Origin of the sequence: Sphingomonas jinjuensis (assembly GCF_014197105.1) — a bacterium.
Taxonomy (GTDB): Bacteria; Pseudomonadota; Alphaproteobacteria; order Sphingomonadales; family Sphingomonadaceae; genus Sphingomonas; species Sphingomonas jinjuensis.
Map to the genome: position 1 here is coordinate 256,259 of NZ_JACIEV010000006.1, position 14,505 is coordinate 270,763.

10 protein-coding genes, 1 tRNA gene and 1 pseudogene are annotated in these 14,505 nt (G+C 69.2%); 2 read left to right on the forward strand and 10 right to left on the reverse strand.

What is annotated here, in order from left to right; translation table 11 throughout:
- Positions 1-18: 18 nt before the first annotated feature.
- The 10 genes from GGQ80_RS12045 to GGQ80_RS12090 form a co-directional block, all read right to left on the reverse strand.
- On the reverse strand, positions 19-2,418 hold the full coding sequence (locus GGQ80_RS12045; protein ID WP_183985102.1) for a TonB-dependent receptor: 2,400 nt from the start codon (positions 2,416-2,418) through the stop codon (positions 19-21).
- Between the two features lie 108 nt (positions 2,419-2,526).
- On the reverse strand, positions 2,527-4,086 hold the full coding sequence (locus tag GGQ80_RS12050) for a sensor histidine kinase (RefSeq protein WP_343051037.1): 1,560 nt from the start codon (positions 4,084-4,086) through the stop codon (positions 2,527-2,529).
- The gene (locus GGQ80_RS12055) at positions 4,071-4,772 is read right to left on the reverse strand and encodes a response regulator transcription factor (protein WP_221364354.1); all 702 of its coding nucleotides are present in this window, start codon (positions 4,770-4,772) and stop codon (positions 4,071-4,073) included. Before GGQ80_RS12055 ends, GGQ80_RS12050 begins: the two co-directional genes overlap by 16 nt.
- A gap of 32 nt (positions 4,773-4,804) precedes the next feature.
- On the reverse strand, positions 4,805-6,283 hold the full coding sequence (locus GGQ80_RS12060) for a DUF4153 domain-containing protein (protein WP_183985108.1): 1,479 nt from the start codon (positions 6,281-6,283) through the stop codon (positions 4,805-4,807).
- A 246-nt stretch (positions 6,284-6,529) separates the two neighbouring features.
- Entirely contained in the window at positions 6,530-8,956 is a 2,427-nt protein-coding gene (locus tag GGQ80_RS12065) for a S9 family peptidase (RefSeq protein WP_183985110.1), read from the reverse strand.
- A 196-nt stretch (positions 8,957-9,152) separates the two neighbouring features.
- Positions 9,153-10,148 (reverse strand): glycosylasparaginase, encoded by a 996-nt coding sequence (locus GGQ80_RS12070; protein WP_183985112.1) that lies wholly within the window; start codon positions 10,146-10,148, stop codon positions 9,153-9,155.
- On the reverse strand, positions 10,145-10,894 hold the full coding sequence (locus tag GGQ80_RS12075) for a copper homeostasis protein CutC (RefSeq protein WP_183985171.1): 750 nt from the start codon (positions 10,892-10,894) through the stop codon (positions 10,145-10,147). Before GGQ80_RS12075 ends, GGQ80_RS12070 begins: the two co-directional genes overlap by 4 nt.
- 115 nt (positions 10,895-11,009) lie before the next feature.
- Positions 11,010-11,873 (reverse strand): PEP-CTERM sorting domain-containing protein, encoded by an 864-nt coding sequence (locus GGQ80_RS12080; RefSeq protein ID WP_183985114.1) that lies wholly within the window; start codon positions 11,871-11,873, stop codon positions 11,010-11,012.
- Positions 11,874-11,885: 12 nt separating this feature from the next.
- Positions 11,886-13,454: a DHA2 family efflux MFS transporter permease subunit gene (locus GGQ80_RS12085; RefSeq protein ID WP_183985116.1), complete on the reverse strand. Its 1,569-nt coding sequence runs from the start codon at positions 13,452-13,454 to the stop codon at positions 11,886-11,888.
- A gap of 151 nt (positions 13,455-13,605) precedes the next feature.
- A tRNA-Pro gene (locus tag GGQ80_RS12090) sits at positions 13,606-13,682 on the reverse strand.
- A gap of 141 nt (positions 13,683-13,823) precedes the next feature.
- On the opposite strand from GGQ80_RS12090, the gene GGQ80_RS12095 reads away from it, so the two are divergent.
- Both GGQ80_RS12095 and GGQ80_RS12100 read left to right on the forward strand, forming a co-directional pair.
- Entirely contained in the window at positions 13,824-14,108 is a 285-nt protein-coding gene (locus GGQ80_RS12095) for a hypothetical protein (protein ID WP_183985118.1), read from the forward strand.
- An 89-nt stretch (positions 14,109-14,197) separates the two neighbouring features.
- Positions 14,198-14,505 (forward strand): annotated as a pseudogene (locus GGQ80_RS12100) (hypothetical protein); the annotation flags it as partial.

Below are 14,505 nucleotides of genomic sequence, written 5' to 3' on the forward strand. Positions count from 1 at the left end.
CCGAAGGTCGTAGCCGCGTCAGAAGCTGTGGAACAGGCTGAGCACCGTCTGGCGCCGATCGCCCGGCGTCGCCCAGCCGGCGCTGACGACACCGGTGGTGGCGTTGACGTTGTTGCGCACGCCGGTGAGGTATCGCTTGTCGGTCAGGTTCTGGACGTTGAGCTGGAGCGTCCACTGCGGCGCGACGGTATAGGCCAAGAAGGCGCGGTGGATCAGATAGCTCGGCGCCTGGAACTCGACCAGGTTCGCCGCCACCGGCAGGTTCGTCGAGAATTTGCCCTGATAGGTCAGGCCATAGCCCAGCTCCAGGCCGAACGGCAGCTTGTAGGTGGTGAACAGGCTGCCCGAATGCTCGGGCGTCTGCACCAGCTGGCGGCCCGCCTGGATGTCGATGACGCCAGCCGCCTTGTCGCGGTTGGAGATGCTCTGGAGGACCTTGCCGTCGAGATAGGTGTAGTTGGCGAAGACCGTCCAGCTGCGCGTGACGTTGCCCGACACGCCCAGCGCGATGCCGTCGACGCGGCTGCGGCCGTCGAGCACCTGGAGCGAGGCGGGGAGGGCGGGGTCGTTCGAGGGGACGCGGAAGTTGGTCCGCTCGTTGCGGAACACCGCGGCGGTGACTTCGAGTTTCCGGTGAAACAGCCCGGCCTTGATCCCCGCTTCATAGTTGCGCGCGGTTTCTGGCGCGACGGCGCAGGGGTCGGCGGCGTTGGCGGAGGCGGGCACGCCGCAGCCTAGCCGAACCGTCTGTGACGACGGGGTCTTGGCATTGGCGACGCCGGCATAGACGCTGACGTCGCGCACCGGGTGAACCACGGCGCCGACGCGCCACGAGAAGAGATTTTCATCGCTAACCTGGCGGCGCTGCTGGAGCGCGGTCAGCTGGGTCGATCCGGGTGGGACCACGGCGAGCGGCAGCGCGTGGAAGCTGGCGCGCTGGTTCTCGTAGCGGACGCCGCCGTTCAGCTCGACGAAGCGGTTCAGCTCGAGCGTGTCGAAGGCATAGATGGCGAGGTTGCGCGTCTCGCTGCGCGATTGTGCCGTGATCGTCGGGGTGATCGGGCCGGTGTAATTGGTGTTCGGTCGCGCGATCTCGATCAGCGGCAGCGGCGATACCGCCGAGCCATCGGCGTTGCGCAGCAGCGACCCCTGCGTGATCCGATAATCCTCGATCGTCCCGGCGACGCCGAGGTTGAGGATGTTGTGGAAGCCGCCCTTGCGGCCCGCCTCGTGACGCAGATCGAGCTGGTCGTAGAGCAGCTGGTTTTCCTGGTCGCGCGTCAGCCCACGCGGGCCAGAGGGCAGGTAATAGCCGGGCGGGACGTTGCTGGGGCAGGCCGCGCCGATCGTGCCGTTCGCGGTCGCGGTTACCGGCTGGCGACCGGTCGACAGCAGGCAGAAAATACCCTGCGGCGCCGAGGTGACGCTGTACTGGCCGACGCGCTGCCAGCGGGCGAGGTTGCGGATCGACAGGTGCGCATCGAAGGCGTGGCGGAAGGTCGCCGTCACGCGGTCGATCGTGATGTCCTGGCGATCGAGGTTCGCGATGCCGAAATAGTCGCTGCGATCGATGCCCGGCAGCACGCCGTCGACCACACCGTTGACGAGATAGGGCACGCCATAGATCGGGGTGTTGCGATCTTCCTGGTGGACATAGCCGAGCGTCAGGCTGGTCGGCCCGCCGATCCCCAGCGTGACCGACGGTGCGACGCCCCAGCGCTCGAACCGCTCGACGTCGCGCCCGGGCACGTCGTTGCGATGATACATCGCGTTGACTCGGACGGCGGCGAGGTCCGACACGCGGACGTTGCTGTCCAGTGCGGCGCGATAATAGTCGTCGGTGCCGACCGCGGCCTGTGCGATCGTGAGCGTGTCGGGCGTCGGCACCTTCGACACCAGGTTGATCGTGCCGCCGACCGAGCCGGCGCCGTTGAAGACGCTGTTGGCGCCGTTGTAGACCTCTACCTGTTGCAGGTTGAACGGATCGGTACGGCTGTACTGAGCGCTGTCGCGCACGCCGTCGATAGTGATGTCGTTGTTCGCCGAATAGCCGCGTAGGTTGATGCTGTCGCCATAGCCGCCGCCGCCTTCGCCCGCGCCGAAGGTGATGCCGGGGATCGTCTGGAGCACGTCTCGCAGCGTCTGGAGGTTCTGCTTGCGGATCGTCTGCTCGCTGACGACGGTGATGGTCTGCGGCGTGTCGAGCAGCGCGGACGTGGCCTTGGGGCTTTCGACGGTGGCGACGGGCTTCTCGCGCTGGCCGGTGACGATCACGTCGCGCTCGCCGGTTCGGTTCTGGTCGGCGGTCGTCGTGGCGGCCGATGCACCGCGCGCCGCGGCGTCGTCGACCGATGCCGCCATGGCCGGCGCCGACGCCAGAACGCCGACGCATGACAGCGCCAGGAATGAATGTGACATGACGTGATCCCCTTACCGGGGCGCTGCTATTGCGAGTCTGTCGCAGTGTCAATGCAAATGCGAGTGGGTCGCAACAATGTCTCTCAGAGGGTGTGAGAGGTAGGTCGATCAGCCCTTTGGCACTAGGAGGCGAAAGGCGGTGCCCTTTTCCGCGCCAATCAGCGCGATATCGCCGCCATGCGATTCAAGCAGCGACCGGGTGATCGGCAGGCCAAGCCCGGTGCCGCCGGTCGCTCGGCGACTGGTGAAGAAGGGTTCGAACACGCGCTCGCGGTCGCCCGGCGGGATGCCGGGGCCGTCGTCGGCGATGGTCAGGGCGATCCTGCCCGTCTCGACGGCGGCAGTGATATGCACCGTTGCGGCCCCCGCCTGGCGGCTGTTCTCGATCAGTCCCGCCAACGCCGCCTCGATCACCGCGACGGGTGCGCGCGCCGGGGGCAGGCCGTCGGGCAGGTCGAGCACGATGGCGAAGTCGTGCTGGTCAAACGCGTCCGCCGTCCGTCGGAGCGCGAGGGCGACGTCGCTGATCGCCTCGCCGCTGGCGATTGCCATGTCGGCGCGGGCGAGGTCGAGCAGGCGACTGACCAGCTGCGACAGCCGTGCGGCATCGCCGGCGATGTTGGCCAGGAACCGCTCGCGGTCGGCGGGCGCCATGTCGGGATGGTCCTGCAGCAGTTCGACCGCGCCGCCGATCCCGGCGAGCGGCGTCTTGAATTCGTGGCTGACCGCGTGAGCGAAGTCGCGCAGGTAGCGCGAGCGGCGCTCGATCGCGTCGGCCATCGTCGCGAAGTCGCGATAGAGCGCCTGGATCTCGACGGCGGCGGTCGCCGGCGGATCGGGGACGCTGCCGCCGCCTGCCGCGACGGCGCGGGTCGCTTCGCCCAGCGCCTCGACCGGGCGGACGATACCGCGCGACAGCAGACCGCTGAGCAGTACCAGTGTCGCGAAGATCAGGACGATGCCGAGCGCGATCTTGCCGCGATCCTCGTAGATGCCGACGAACAGCGCGCGCGGCGAGCGCGACAGCAGCAGCGCGCCGACGATGCGCCCATCGGCGACGATCGGGCGGGCGTGATGAAGCCGCAGGTCCGACGCGCGGCTGAGCCATTCGAAGGCATAATGCTGGCGATACTGGTCGTTGCGTCGCAGCGTCGTCGCGGGGCGACCGGCTAGCGCGCTGCGGACCTCGGGCAGGGCGGCTTCGCTGAGACCCGCGTCGTGACCGACGAGGATGCGGCCGCTGGCGTCGAGCAGCTGGATCGAGGCGAGGGTGGTGCTCGCCGTCTGGCGAAGCACCGGGCGCAACCGCGTCGCCCAGGCGAGCGTCGCCGTATCGGCGCGGCCCCCAGCGGCGTGGGGCGGGGGGCGATCGGGCAGGACACGGGTCAGCCGTAGGTCAACGGCGGGGGGCTCCGGGGCATAGCTCGTCGCTCCCGGCAGCGTGCCGGCGGCGGCTCCGGCGGCGGCGGCGAGCGCGGCCCCTTGCGCGATCAGCTCCGCCTCGGTCTGGCGCACCAGCGTGTTCTCGTAGACGCGTAGGAACAGCGCGCCGACGCCCGGCAGCGCGGCAACGAAGACGAAGGTCAGCAATAGGATCGTGCGCAGCGTCAGCGGCGGCCAGTGGCGGCGGACGACGTGCTTGAACGCCTCGATCATCCCGCCCCGCACGCGCCCAGGCGATAGCCGATACCGGGACGCGTCTCGATCACGTCGGTGGCGCCGACCTCGGCGAATTTGGCGCGCAGGTTGCGGACATGGCTGTCGACGGTGCGGTCGGTGATCGCGAAGCCGGGGCCGTGGAGCCGGTCGATGATCGCGTCGCGACTGAATACCTTCGCCGGCATCGCCGCCAGCGTGCGCAGGATGCCGAATTCCGTGACGGTCAGCGCCACCTCGTTGCCCGCCCAGCGCGCCTGCCAGCCGTCGGGATCGAGGCTGAGCCGGCCGTGGACGAGCGGCGCGGCGGCGCTCTCGACCTGCGGCGGCCGGCCTGCGGTGCGACGCAGGATCGCCATGATCCGGGCGACGACCTCGCGCGGGGAGAAGGGCTTGGTGACGTAATCGTCGGCGCCCAGCTCGATGCCGAGGATGCGGTCGATCTCGTCGTCGCGGCTCGACAGGAACAGGATCGGCACGTCGCCCGCGGCGCGCAGGCGGCGGCACACCTCGATCCCGTCCATCCGCGGCATGTTGATGTCGAGAACGACGAGATCGGGCGGCGTCGCCTGCGCGATGGCGAGCGCCGCCTCGCCATCCTCCGCCTCGACGACGTCGAGCCCCGCCTTGCCCAGCGCGAAGGCGAGCAGCTGGCGAATGTGGGGATCGTCGTCGGCGACCAGGATGGTGCGGGGCATGGGGCATTGGATCATGGCTGGCGGGTCCGCGGTCAATAGTTGAGCGTCGGGAGCGACCGGTCGATCGAGCCGTCGCACGTGCGCGGCCGGCGGAGGCTTGCCGGTTTCGCGCGGGTCGCGGCGCCGAGCGCGGTCGCCTCAGCCAGCCGCCGGGCACCTCGCGGTGTCCAGCGCGAGGAATCGTCCTGCCGCTCCTTCAACTCCTTGAACGCGAGCCAGCGGACGTAGCGGACCTTGTAGCGGGTCACCGGGTCAAGCAGCCGACCCTCGAGGTGGATCAGCGGCAACAGCGCGCCGTCGCCGACGTCGCGCAGATAGCACAGGTCGATGCGCCGCGGATCGGCGTCGCGCACGTTCCAGGCGGCGGCGGTCGCGCCGAGATCGACGAAGGCGCAGACCGACAGCACGGTTGCGGCGGCGAGGGCGTTGCAATTGACGAGCCAGCGTGCGCTCTTGCCCGCGACGATCCGCCACGCGATCAGGACCAGCCCGAGCGTGACGAGCGCCATCCACGCCAGCGCCGCGATGCGCCAGGCGGTGAGCATCGACGCCTCGATATAGTCGATTCTACGCAGCGCGCTGGACGCGACGAGTACGCTGTTCTGCGCCACCCACAGGATGACGAGGCGGCGCGCCCAGGGGTGGTGCTCGCTGGCGCTGCCGGGGCGGAACATCGCCAGCGCCATGATCCCCGCGATCATCGCGGTGCCGATCAGCGGATAGGCGCCGCGATGGACATATTCGGCCTGGCTGATGCCGTCGGGCAACGCGCCGCCGCTCCACAGGAAAGCGATGTCGAGGCCGTTCTGGAACACGAAGATCAGGTTGAACAACGCCAGTGCGATCAGCACCGAGGGCAGCGAGGTGCCGGGGAGGCGCGGCTCGGGATCGGGCAGCCCCGCCGTCAGCGCCATGATCCGGGGCGAGGGGCGAAGGCTAGGCCACACCAGCAGCGTGACCGCGATCCATAGCGGGATGCGCCACAGCGGCGGCAGGCGAACCGCCCCCAGCGCCTGCTCGATCAGCGGATTGGCGGCGGCGAACATCAGCAGGAACGCCGCGCCGCCGATCAGCGGCAGCCCCAGCGTCGCCGCGATCCGCCACGAATCGACGTGTGCGCCATGACGGCGGCGAAGCCTCGCCAGGTCGGCGAACGGTTGCGCCAGACCGAGCAGCGGGTGCAGGAACAGCCGCACGCCCCATCGCCAGGCATCGTCGAACGCCGCCGCCTTGGGCAGCAGCGCGACGAGCGATAGCGCCACCCAGAATAATGCCCAGGCAAGCGGCCCGGGATCATCGACCAGCGCACCCGCAAAGACGGCCGCGGCGAGCGCGGCGACCAGGGCGATCCGACGGTGGCGGATATCGCGCCGCGTCGCGACGACGACCGCTACCCACCCGCCCGCGAACAGGCCGACGCCGATGCCGTCGAACCAGTCGGGGAAGAGGCGGTCGAACAGCAGGACCGCCAATGCGAGCCCCGCAGCCTTGATGAGAAATGTCCCGCGCATCGTCGCTCCCTCGCCGTGATGGCGGGAGAGTAGCGGGGCGGGGTCGGGCAGCTATTGGCGGGAAGAGGCGTTGTCGAGGAGTCGGTGTGCAGATGGGGTGCAGGCCGCTTCATCCTCCCCCGCCAGGGGGAGGTGGCGGCGAAGCCGACGGAGGGGGAGGTGGGCGACCAACTTGGTTCGTCGCTGACCGCCCCCTCCGTCAGCGCTGGCGCGCTGCCACCTCCCTGGCGGGGGAGGACAAGAGGCTTACTTTGTCTTCGGCTTCACGTAGCGGTCTAGCCAGTCGGTCATCTGCCACAGCGTCTCTTCGGTCGACTCCAGCGCGCGATAGCCGTGCGGCTCGTTGGGCAGCACGACGTAGCGCACCGTCGCGCCATTGCCCTTCAGCGCGGCGTACATCCGTTCCGACTGGATCGGGAAGGTGCCCGAATTATCGTCGGCGCCGCCGTGGATCAGCAGGATCGGCGCCTTGATCCGATCGGCATAGGTGAAGGGGCTCATCTCGGTATAGGTCGGCGTCGCTTGCCAATAGGTGCGCTGTTCCGCCTGGAAACCGAACGGCGTCAGCGTGCGGTTATACGCGCCCGAGCGGGCGATGCCGGCGCGGAAGAGATTGGTGTGGGCGAGCAGATTGGCGGTCATGAACGCGCCATAGCTGTGCCCGCCGACCGCCATCCGGTCGCGATCGCCGACGCCGAGCGCGACCACCGCGTCGACCGCGGCTTGTGCGTCTTCCCGAAGCTGCTTGACGTAGGTGTCGTTCGCCTCGGCCCCGTTCTCGCCGATGATCGGCATCGCCGGATTGTCGAGCACCGCATAGCCCTGGGTCAGCAGGAACAGATGGCTGATGCCGCGGGGGCGCGTGAAGCGATTGCCCTGGTCGACGGTCTGGCCTGCGACCTTGGCATCGGTGAACTCGGCGGGATAGGCCCACAGCAGCGTCGGCAGCGGCCCTTCCTTCTTCGGATCATAACCGGCCGGCGTATAGAGCGTGCCCGACAGCGGCAGGCCGTCGGCGCGCTTGTAGGTGATCGTGCGCTGCTTGACCCCGGCATAGACGGGCGCCGGATCGGGGAAGCTGGTGACCGGCTTCGCCGCGCCGCTCTTCACCGTGCGGATGACGTAATTGGGTGCCTGGGTGGCGCTTTCGCGGCGAGTCAGGATGCGCTGGCCGGTATCGTCGAGCATCGACACGACATTCTCGTAATAGGGCGCCTTCGCGGTCCAGAGGCGCCGCTGCTCACCGCCTGCCAGCGGCATGGTGGCGAGGAAGGGATAGGCGCCCTGTTTGGTTGCGCCTTCGCCCGACACGAACACCGCTGAATGATCGGGGGTGAAGCGCATCACCGGCTTGCCGGCGGCGTTGTCCTCGGTCAGCGGCATGCCGGGATTGCCGTATTGGTCCTGATAGTTGCGCGTCAGCAGCAATCGCGCCTCACCAGGGCGATCGGGCGAGATCGCGGAGCGATGCTCGGTACGCGTCTTCCAGTCGCGATCGACGATCATCGCGAAGCCGCCGTCACCCCACATCGACGCGGCGTAGCGGCTTTGCGTCTTGGCCAGTTCCATCGGTGCGGCGGTGAACGGCGCGGCCTGCATCACGACGCGATCGTGGAACGGCACCTTCGCCTTCGGATCGCCGCCGTCGAGCGCCTCTGCCCAGACCAGCGTGGCGGGCGCATCCGACCGCCATTCCGCCTCGCGCGGGCCCTTCACCGTGGCGTCGAAATCGACCGGCAGGTCGTCGGCGAGCGGGCGGTCGACGATCGTCTTCACCGGCTGGCCGTCGATCGACCAGACCGCGATCTCGGTCGGAAAGAAGTCGGCGGGCAACAGATAGCTGTAGGGTCGCTTCATCCGCGAGGTTAGCAGATAGCGGCCGTCCGGCGAGGCGCTGAACTCGCTGTACAGGCCGGGCTGGCCGATCGGGGTGGCCTGGCCGCTGGCGACATCGACGCGGGCGATCTGGCCGCTGAAATAATAGTCGAACAGCGCCTCGTCGCGCGCATTCTCGATCAAGTCCTCATAGGTCCGCGCGGCGGAGCGGCGACCCATGCTCTCCTGGACGACGGGGCCGGTCGGCGCGCTCGTCTCGACCGGTGCGGCGCCGCGGTTCGGGGCAACGAGGCGAACGATCAGGCCGCGGCCGTCGGGCAGCCATTCGAAGGGCATGCCGGAAAAGGCGCCGTTGACGCCGCCGATCAGCTTCTTCGCGGTGCCGGCGTCGCGATCGGCGATCCACAGGGCCATGCCGGCCGGCTCCTGCACGAGCATCGCCACACGGCTGCCGTCGGGCGACCAGGCGGGATAGGTGTAGCGGGTGCCTGCGGGAAGGGAGACCTTCGTTTCGCGACCGGTGGCGACGTCCTTGAAGCTGAACGCGTTCATCCACTGGCTGCGCACCTCGGCCTGGCCGTTGGTCGCGGGATCGACGCGATAGCCGCCGAGGCGCAGGATCGGCTTCGACAGGTTGGCGATGCTCGGCAGGCTCTCTCGCCCGACGATGCCGAGCGTGCGGTGATCGGGGCTGATCGCAACGCCCGGCGTGGGCGGCGTCTCGAGGATTTTGGCGATCGCGGCGGGGGCGCGGTGATAGTTGCCGCTCGGCGCCTCCTGCGCGGCGATGGGGGCGGCGGTGGCGAGCAGAAGGACAGCGGCGGCGCGCAAGGTCATGTGAGTCTCCCGAGGATCGGGAGGGTTATCCGCGCGCTGCGTTGGCGATGCAATACACCATAGGCAATCCTCCCCCGCCAGGGGGAGGGGGCAGCGAAGCTGCCGGTGGGGGAGGAATCCTGTGCAATCGTAAGGACGGTGCTTCCGCCCCCTCCGTCACGCCTTCGGCGCGCCACCTCCCCCTTGCGGGGGAGGATTATTTGCTAGCCAGGTTCGCTGCCTTCAGCACCACGGCCCGACCGGTGGTGTCGTTCACCGCATAGGTGAAGCCCGGCAGCAGCGCGAAGGCGCCGACCTCGCCGGCCTCGTTCATCGCCAGGAAGCCGACCTGCGCGTCCTTCAGCGCATCGCCGCGCAGCCGGGCGATGTGCATCACCGCCTCGCGGCATGCGGCCTGCGGCGACATGCCGCCGCGCATCGAGGCGACGACCCGGGCGCTGCCGGCGATGCGCGTCACTTCCTCGCCGACGCCGGTCGCGGTGGCGCCGCCGACGCCCGCCTCGACGAAAAGGCCGCTGCCGACCTGCGGGCTGTCGCCGACGCGGCCGTGCATCTTGAACGCCATGCCCGACGTCGTGCAGGCGCCCGCCAGCCGGCCGCTGGCATCGCGCCCGACGATGCCGATGGTGTCGTGGTCGAGCGCGCTGCCCCGCTGGTTCTCGATATTGGCGATCGGCTTGTACTGCGCGGTCTTGAGCCAATCGCGCCACGCCTTTTCGGCAGGCGGCGTCAGCAGGTTCTGCCGGGGAAAGCCGTTGGCGAGCGCGAACTGCGTCGCGCCGTCGCCGACCAGGAAGGTGTGCGGCGTCTTTTCCATCACCGCGCGCGCGACCGAGATGGCGTGGATGACATGCTCCAGCGCCGCGACCGCGCCGACATGGCCGGCATCGTCCATGATGACCGCATCGAGCGTCACCCGCCCGTCACGGTCGGGGTAGCCGCCGTAGCCGACCGAGTGGTTCTCGGGATCGGCCTCGGGCACGCGTGCCGCTGCCTCGACCGCATCGACGATCGTGCCGCCGGCGGTCAGCCGGGCGATGCCGGCCGCGTTGGCGGCGGCGCCGAAGTCCCAGGTCGAGGCGATCACGCCGATCGCCGGCGCCCGGGCCGCGGCGGGCACGGCGGCGGCTGCGGTCAGTGTCGCAGCCCCGCCGAGGACCCGGCGGCGCGAAGGGGCGGGGCGTTCGGTCATGCGGTGGTCGTCTCCAGCGTGTCGATGGCGGTGCGCAGGCCGCGCACGACATCGGGGTCGGTGCGGCGCGGCTGCGGCGAGAATTCGAGTTTGTCGGCGAGCGCGTCGCTGGCGCGGGTCGGGCTGCTGGCCGAACCATGGACGTCGCGCACGCCGGTCGCGGCGACGAGCGCGGCGACATTGTCGGGGCGGACGCCGGCGCCGGCCATGATCCGGCAGCGATCGCCGACCCGCTCGACCATCGCGCGGATGACGTCGGCGGCGTCGGGGGCGGCGACCGCACCGCCCGAGGTGAGCACGAGGTCGAAGCCGAGCCGAACCGCGACCTCCACTTCGGCGGCGGGATCGGCGGTGGCGTCGATCGCTCGGTGAAGCGTCAGCGCGATATCGGGGCGAACGCCGCGCGCGGCTTCGATGAAGCGCGCCATCGCCGCCTCGTCGAGCCGGCCGTCCTTCGCGGCGCCGAACACCAGACCGTCGACCCGCGAGGCAAGCCAGCGAGCCTCCGCCGCCGCCATCGCCATGTCGGCGTCGTCATAGGCGAAGTCGCCGCCGCGCGGCCGCACCATCGCGCGGATCGCCATCCCGCGCGCATGCGCCAGTTCGACCGCCTGTTCGGTGAAGGCAGCGGTCGGCGTCATCCCACCGATCGACAGGACCGAGCACAGCTCGATCCGGTTCGCACCGCCCGCCGCGGCCGCCTCGATCCCGGCGAGATCGTCGACGCAGATTTCCAGCATCATCATGCGCCGCTTGGTGCGCTGGGGTTCGAACGGGTGCAAGCGTTAATCGGCAGTGCGCTGCTTACCGCCCCCCTCCGTCAGCGCTGATGCGCTGCCACCTCCCCCTGGCGGGGAGGATTCAAGGTTGGGCCAGCTGTTCCGATGCGATCCGCTGCAACGCGGCGGTCTGGTCCTGCGAGAAGCCGAGTTCCTCCGCCGCGCGCTCGCCGCGGCCGAGGGCGCGCGGATCGACGCCGGTCACGCGCCCGAATACCACCAGCGCTTCGAGATAATAGCCGGCGGCGCTGGCGTGATACTGGTCCCAGCTCCACAGGTCGAGCTGGCCGAACGAAACGCCGTCATAGGGGTTGGGATCGGCGATGCCGCCGGCGAAGGCACGGTTCCAGGCCTCGCCGACGGGCGATATGCCCGCCACCTGCGGCGTCGAGGCGCGGGCGAGGTCGGCGGCGACGCGAAGCTCCTGCGCCATCTGCGCGACCGGCCGGCCATACCAGCGGCCGCCGGGGCGATAGGTCTGGTCGGCACGCGTCCAGGTTGCGGTCAGATAGACCTGCACCGCCGGATTACGGCCCGCGAACATCCGCCCCAGCCGGCCGACGTCGGCGACATAATTGGCTGGATTGCCGGGCCGCTGCGGATCGAGCGTGCTGTATTCCTGCAGCACCACCGTGTCCCAGCGTCGGTCGATCTGCTGCCGCCGTTCGCGATAGTGGAAGCCGAGCGTCTTGCCGCCCTCGGTCTCCAGCGAGACGGTGTAAGACAGCCCCGCCTGGTCGGCGAACGCCTTGAACAGCGCGGGCACGCCGCCGATGCCATAGCCGTTCAAGTCGTTGACGCTGCCCGCGCGCCAATAATGCACCGCCGAATTGGCGCCGAAGGTGAAGCTGTTGCCGACGAACAGGATCGCGCGCGGCGGCGCGGTCGTCTGCGCCCCGGCCGGCGTGGCGAGGGCGGCGGCGATAAGGGCTAGGCGGCGGATCATCGCCGCCTGTCGCTAGGCCGCTCGGGCCCCTGCTTCAACCCGCGTATGATGCCCCGACATTTCGTCGCCGGCATCGCGCGGGAAGCGCGTGTTGACGAAGACCGCGAACAGCGAGATGCCGGTCACCAACAGGATCGCGGCGGAGAAGTCGGCGAATTCCGGCCGGGCATGGCCGTTGACCCGCATCGCCGCCGTCAACGTCGTCGAGGCAAGGCAGATGCCGAGCGACAGGGACAGCTGCTGGAACGTCGCATAGAAACTGGTCGCCCGGCTCATGTGCGGCGGATCGATGTCGGCATAGGCGATGGTATTGTAGGCGGTGAACTGCAGCGAGGTCAGGAAGCCGCAGACCAGCAGGACGGCGAAGATCGCGGGCATCGGCCAGTCGGGGCGGAAGGCGGCGGTGACGGCATAGGCCAGCGGTGACAGGATGCCGATCGCGGTGATCGCGGTGCGGAAGCCGAAGCGCCGCAGGAGCGGCTTGGCGGCGCTCTTCATCGCGAAGGATCCGATCGCAGTCGCCACCGTGACCGACCCGCTCGCCGCCGCCGACAGGCCGAAGCCGACCTGCATCATCAACGGCAGCAGGAATGGCTGGGCGCCCTGGGTGATGCGGATGAAGGTGCCGCCGTAGACCGACAGGCCAAAGGTCTTCACCCGCATCAGCGACAGGTCGATGATCGGACTGTCGCTCCGCCGCGCATGGCGCCAGTAGAGATAGCAACCGACCGCCCCGACCAGCAGCAGCGGCACCACGACCTTGGCATGTCCCGGCCGCGCCGCGAGCTGAAGCCCGAACAGCAGCGTGCTGAGCGCCACCGCCGACAGGACGAAGCCGATCCGGTCGAAGCGCAGGCCGCCGTCACCGCGGACGTCGTCGATGAAGGTGTGGACCAGCCAGACGCCGAGGACACCGATCGGCACGTTCATCCAGAAGATCCAGCGCCAGTCGAGATAGGTGACGATCGCGCCGCCCACCGGCGGCCCCAGGATCGGGCCGATCAGCGCCGGCATCGCCAGCCACGACATCGCCGACACCAGGTCGCGCTTGTCGACCGAACGGAGCAGCACCAGCCGTCCGACCGGCACCATCATCGCGCCGCCGATCCCCTGGACGAAGCGCGCGACGATCAGCAGCTCGAGATTGGGCGCCAGCCCGCAGGCGATCGAGCCGAGCACGAACAGCACGATCGCCGCCTGGAACACGCTGCGCGCGCCGAACCTGTCGGCGGCGCTGCCGGAGGCGGGGATGAAGACCGCGAGCGCGAGCAGATAGGCGGTCAGCGCCAGGCTCATCCCCGTCGCGGGCACGCCGAAGTCGCGCGCCATCGTCGGCAGCGCGGTGGCGAGCACCGTCGCGTCGAGGTTCTGCATGAACAGCGCGCAGGCGACGATCAGCGCGATGCGACGATAGCCGGCAATGCGCAGCGCGGGCTGGGCGTCGGGCACATGCTTGATGCGGTCGCTGGCGGGAACGATGCCGTCGCCGACCTCGCCGAGCAAGGGCGCAGGCTCACGCCGCCGTCGCCGCCGCCGGACGCGTTCGCGCAGCTCGCGCCAGCGGTCGGCGACGTCGCTCATGCGCGGGGCTGGGGGAATGCGGGCATTGCTGCCCTTGGCTCGGTCATCACGACCGCCCAACGCCGGCGAGCGGCTTCGGTGCCCGGTCATTCGTTCCGATCATCGGGGGCAGCGCGGCTGGCGGTGTGACGGTCTGAGGCAGGAAGGTGATTGGTCGGGGAAAGAGGATTCGAACCTCCGGCCCCTGCGTCCCGAACACAGTGCTCTACCAGGCTGAGCTATTCCCCGACCGTATCGTCCTGCCGCCCCTGGTGTCGCGGCGGCAAGGCGTGCGCCTATAGCAGCTGTTCGCCGCGGCGCAAGCGCGACATTCTGTTGGCTCGGCGAGCTCGGCCCGAACCGACGACCACGGTTCCACCCAGCCGACCAATGGATACGACGCTTCCGGCACCCCGGCGGTCGATTCGCACCGCCCGAATCTGGTTAACGGCCACCGCGATCGGCTCCGCAAAGGGCGCCGTTCCCGCTTCGGCACAATCGGCCGCGTTTACCATCGTCGATAACTTCCGACGATTTCATGCGAAAAGCCACGGATGTCGGCCTGCCACGATGGATAACAGTATCGGCGCCGTCGACGCCGCTCGGGCCAAATCCCGTCTATTTATCGTTAACTATATTTCGCCGTTGCCGCTCCCATCCATGAACAATATCTGAATGATCACACCGCGGAGACAGGGTGGCGACGCTCCAATAAGCGCTCGGCCTTCCGGTAGGGACTTACAGACCAACCAGGGATAATTGTCATGGCCAAGAAGATCGCTCTCCTCACCGTCGCTGCCGCCGTCATCGCCGCCGCATCGCCTGCTTCGGCAGCAACCAACCTCGTCAAGAACGGCGACTTCCAGACGACGTCGACCACCGCCGCCAACGGCAACTTCCAGATCGACGGCACCCAGTACGGCACCGTCGCCAACTGGACCGGCAGCGCCGGCTACAACCTGCTGATGAACGCCGGTAACGCAACCTCCGCCAGCGGCAATGCTTACGGCGCCTACACCTACACCGGTAAGGAGTATCTGAACTCGGCGCCGGCCGCGACCGCCGGCAACAA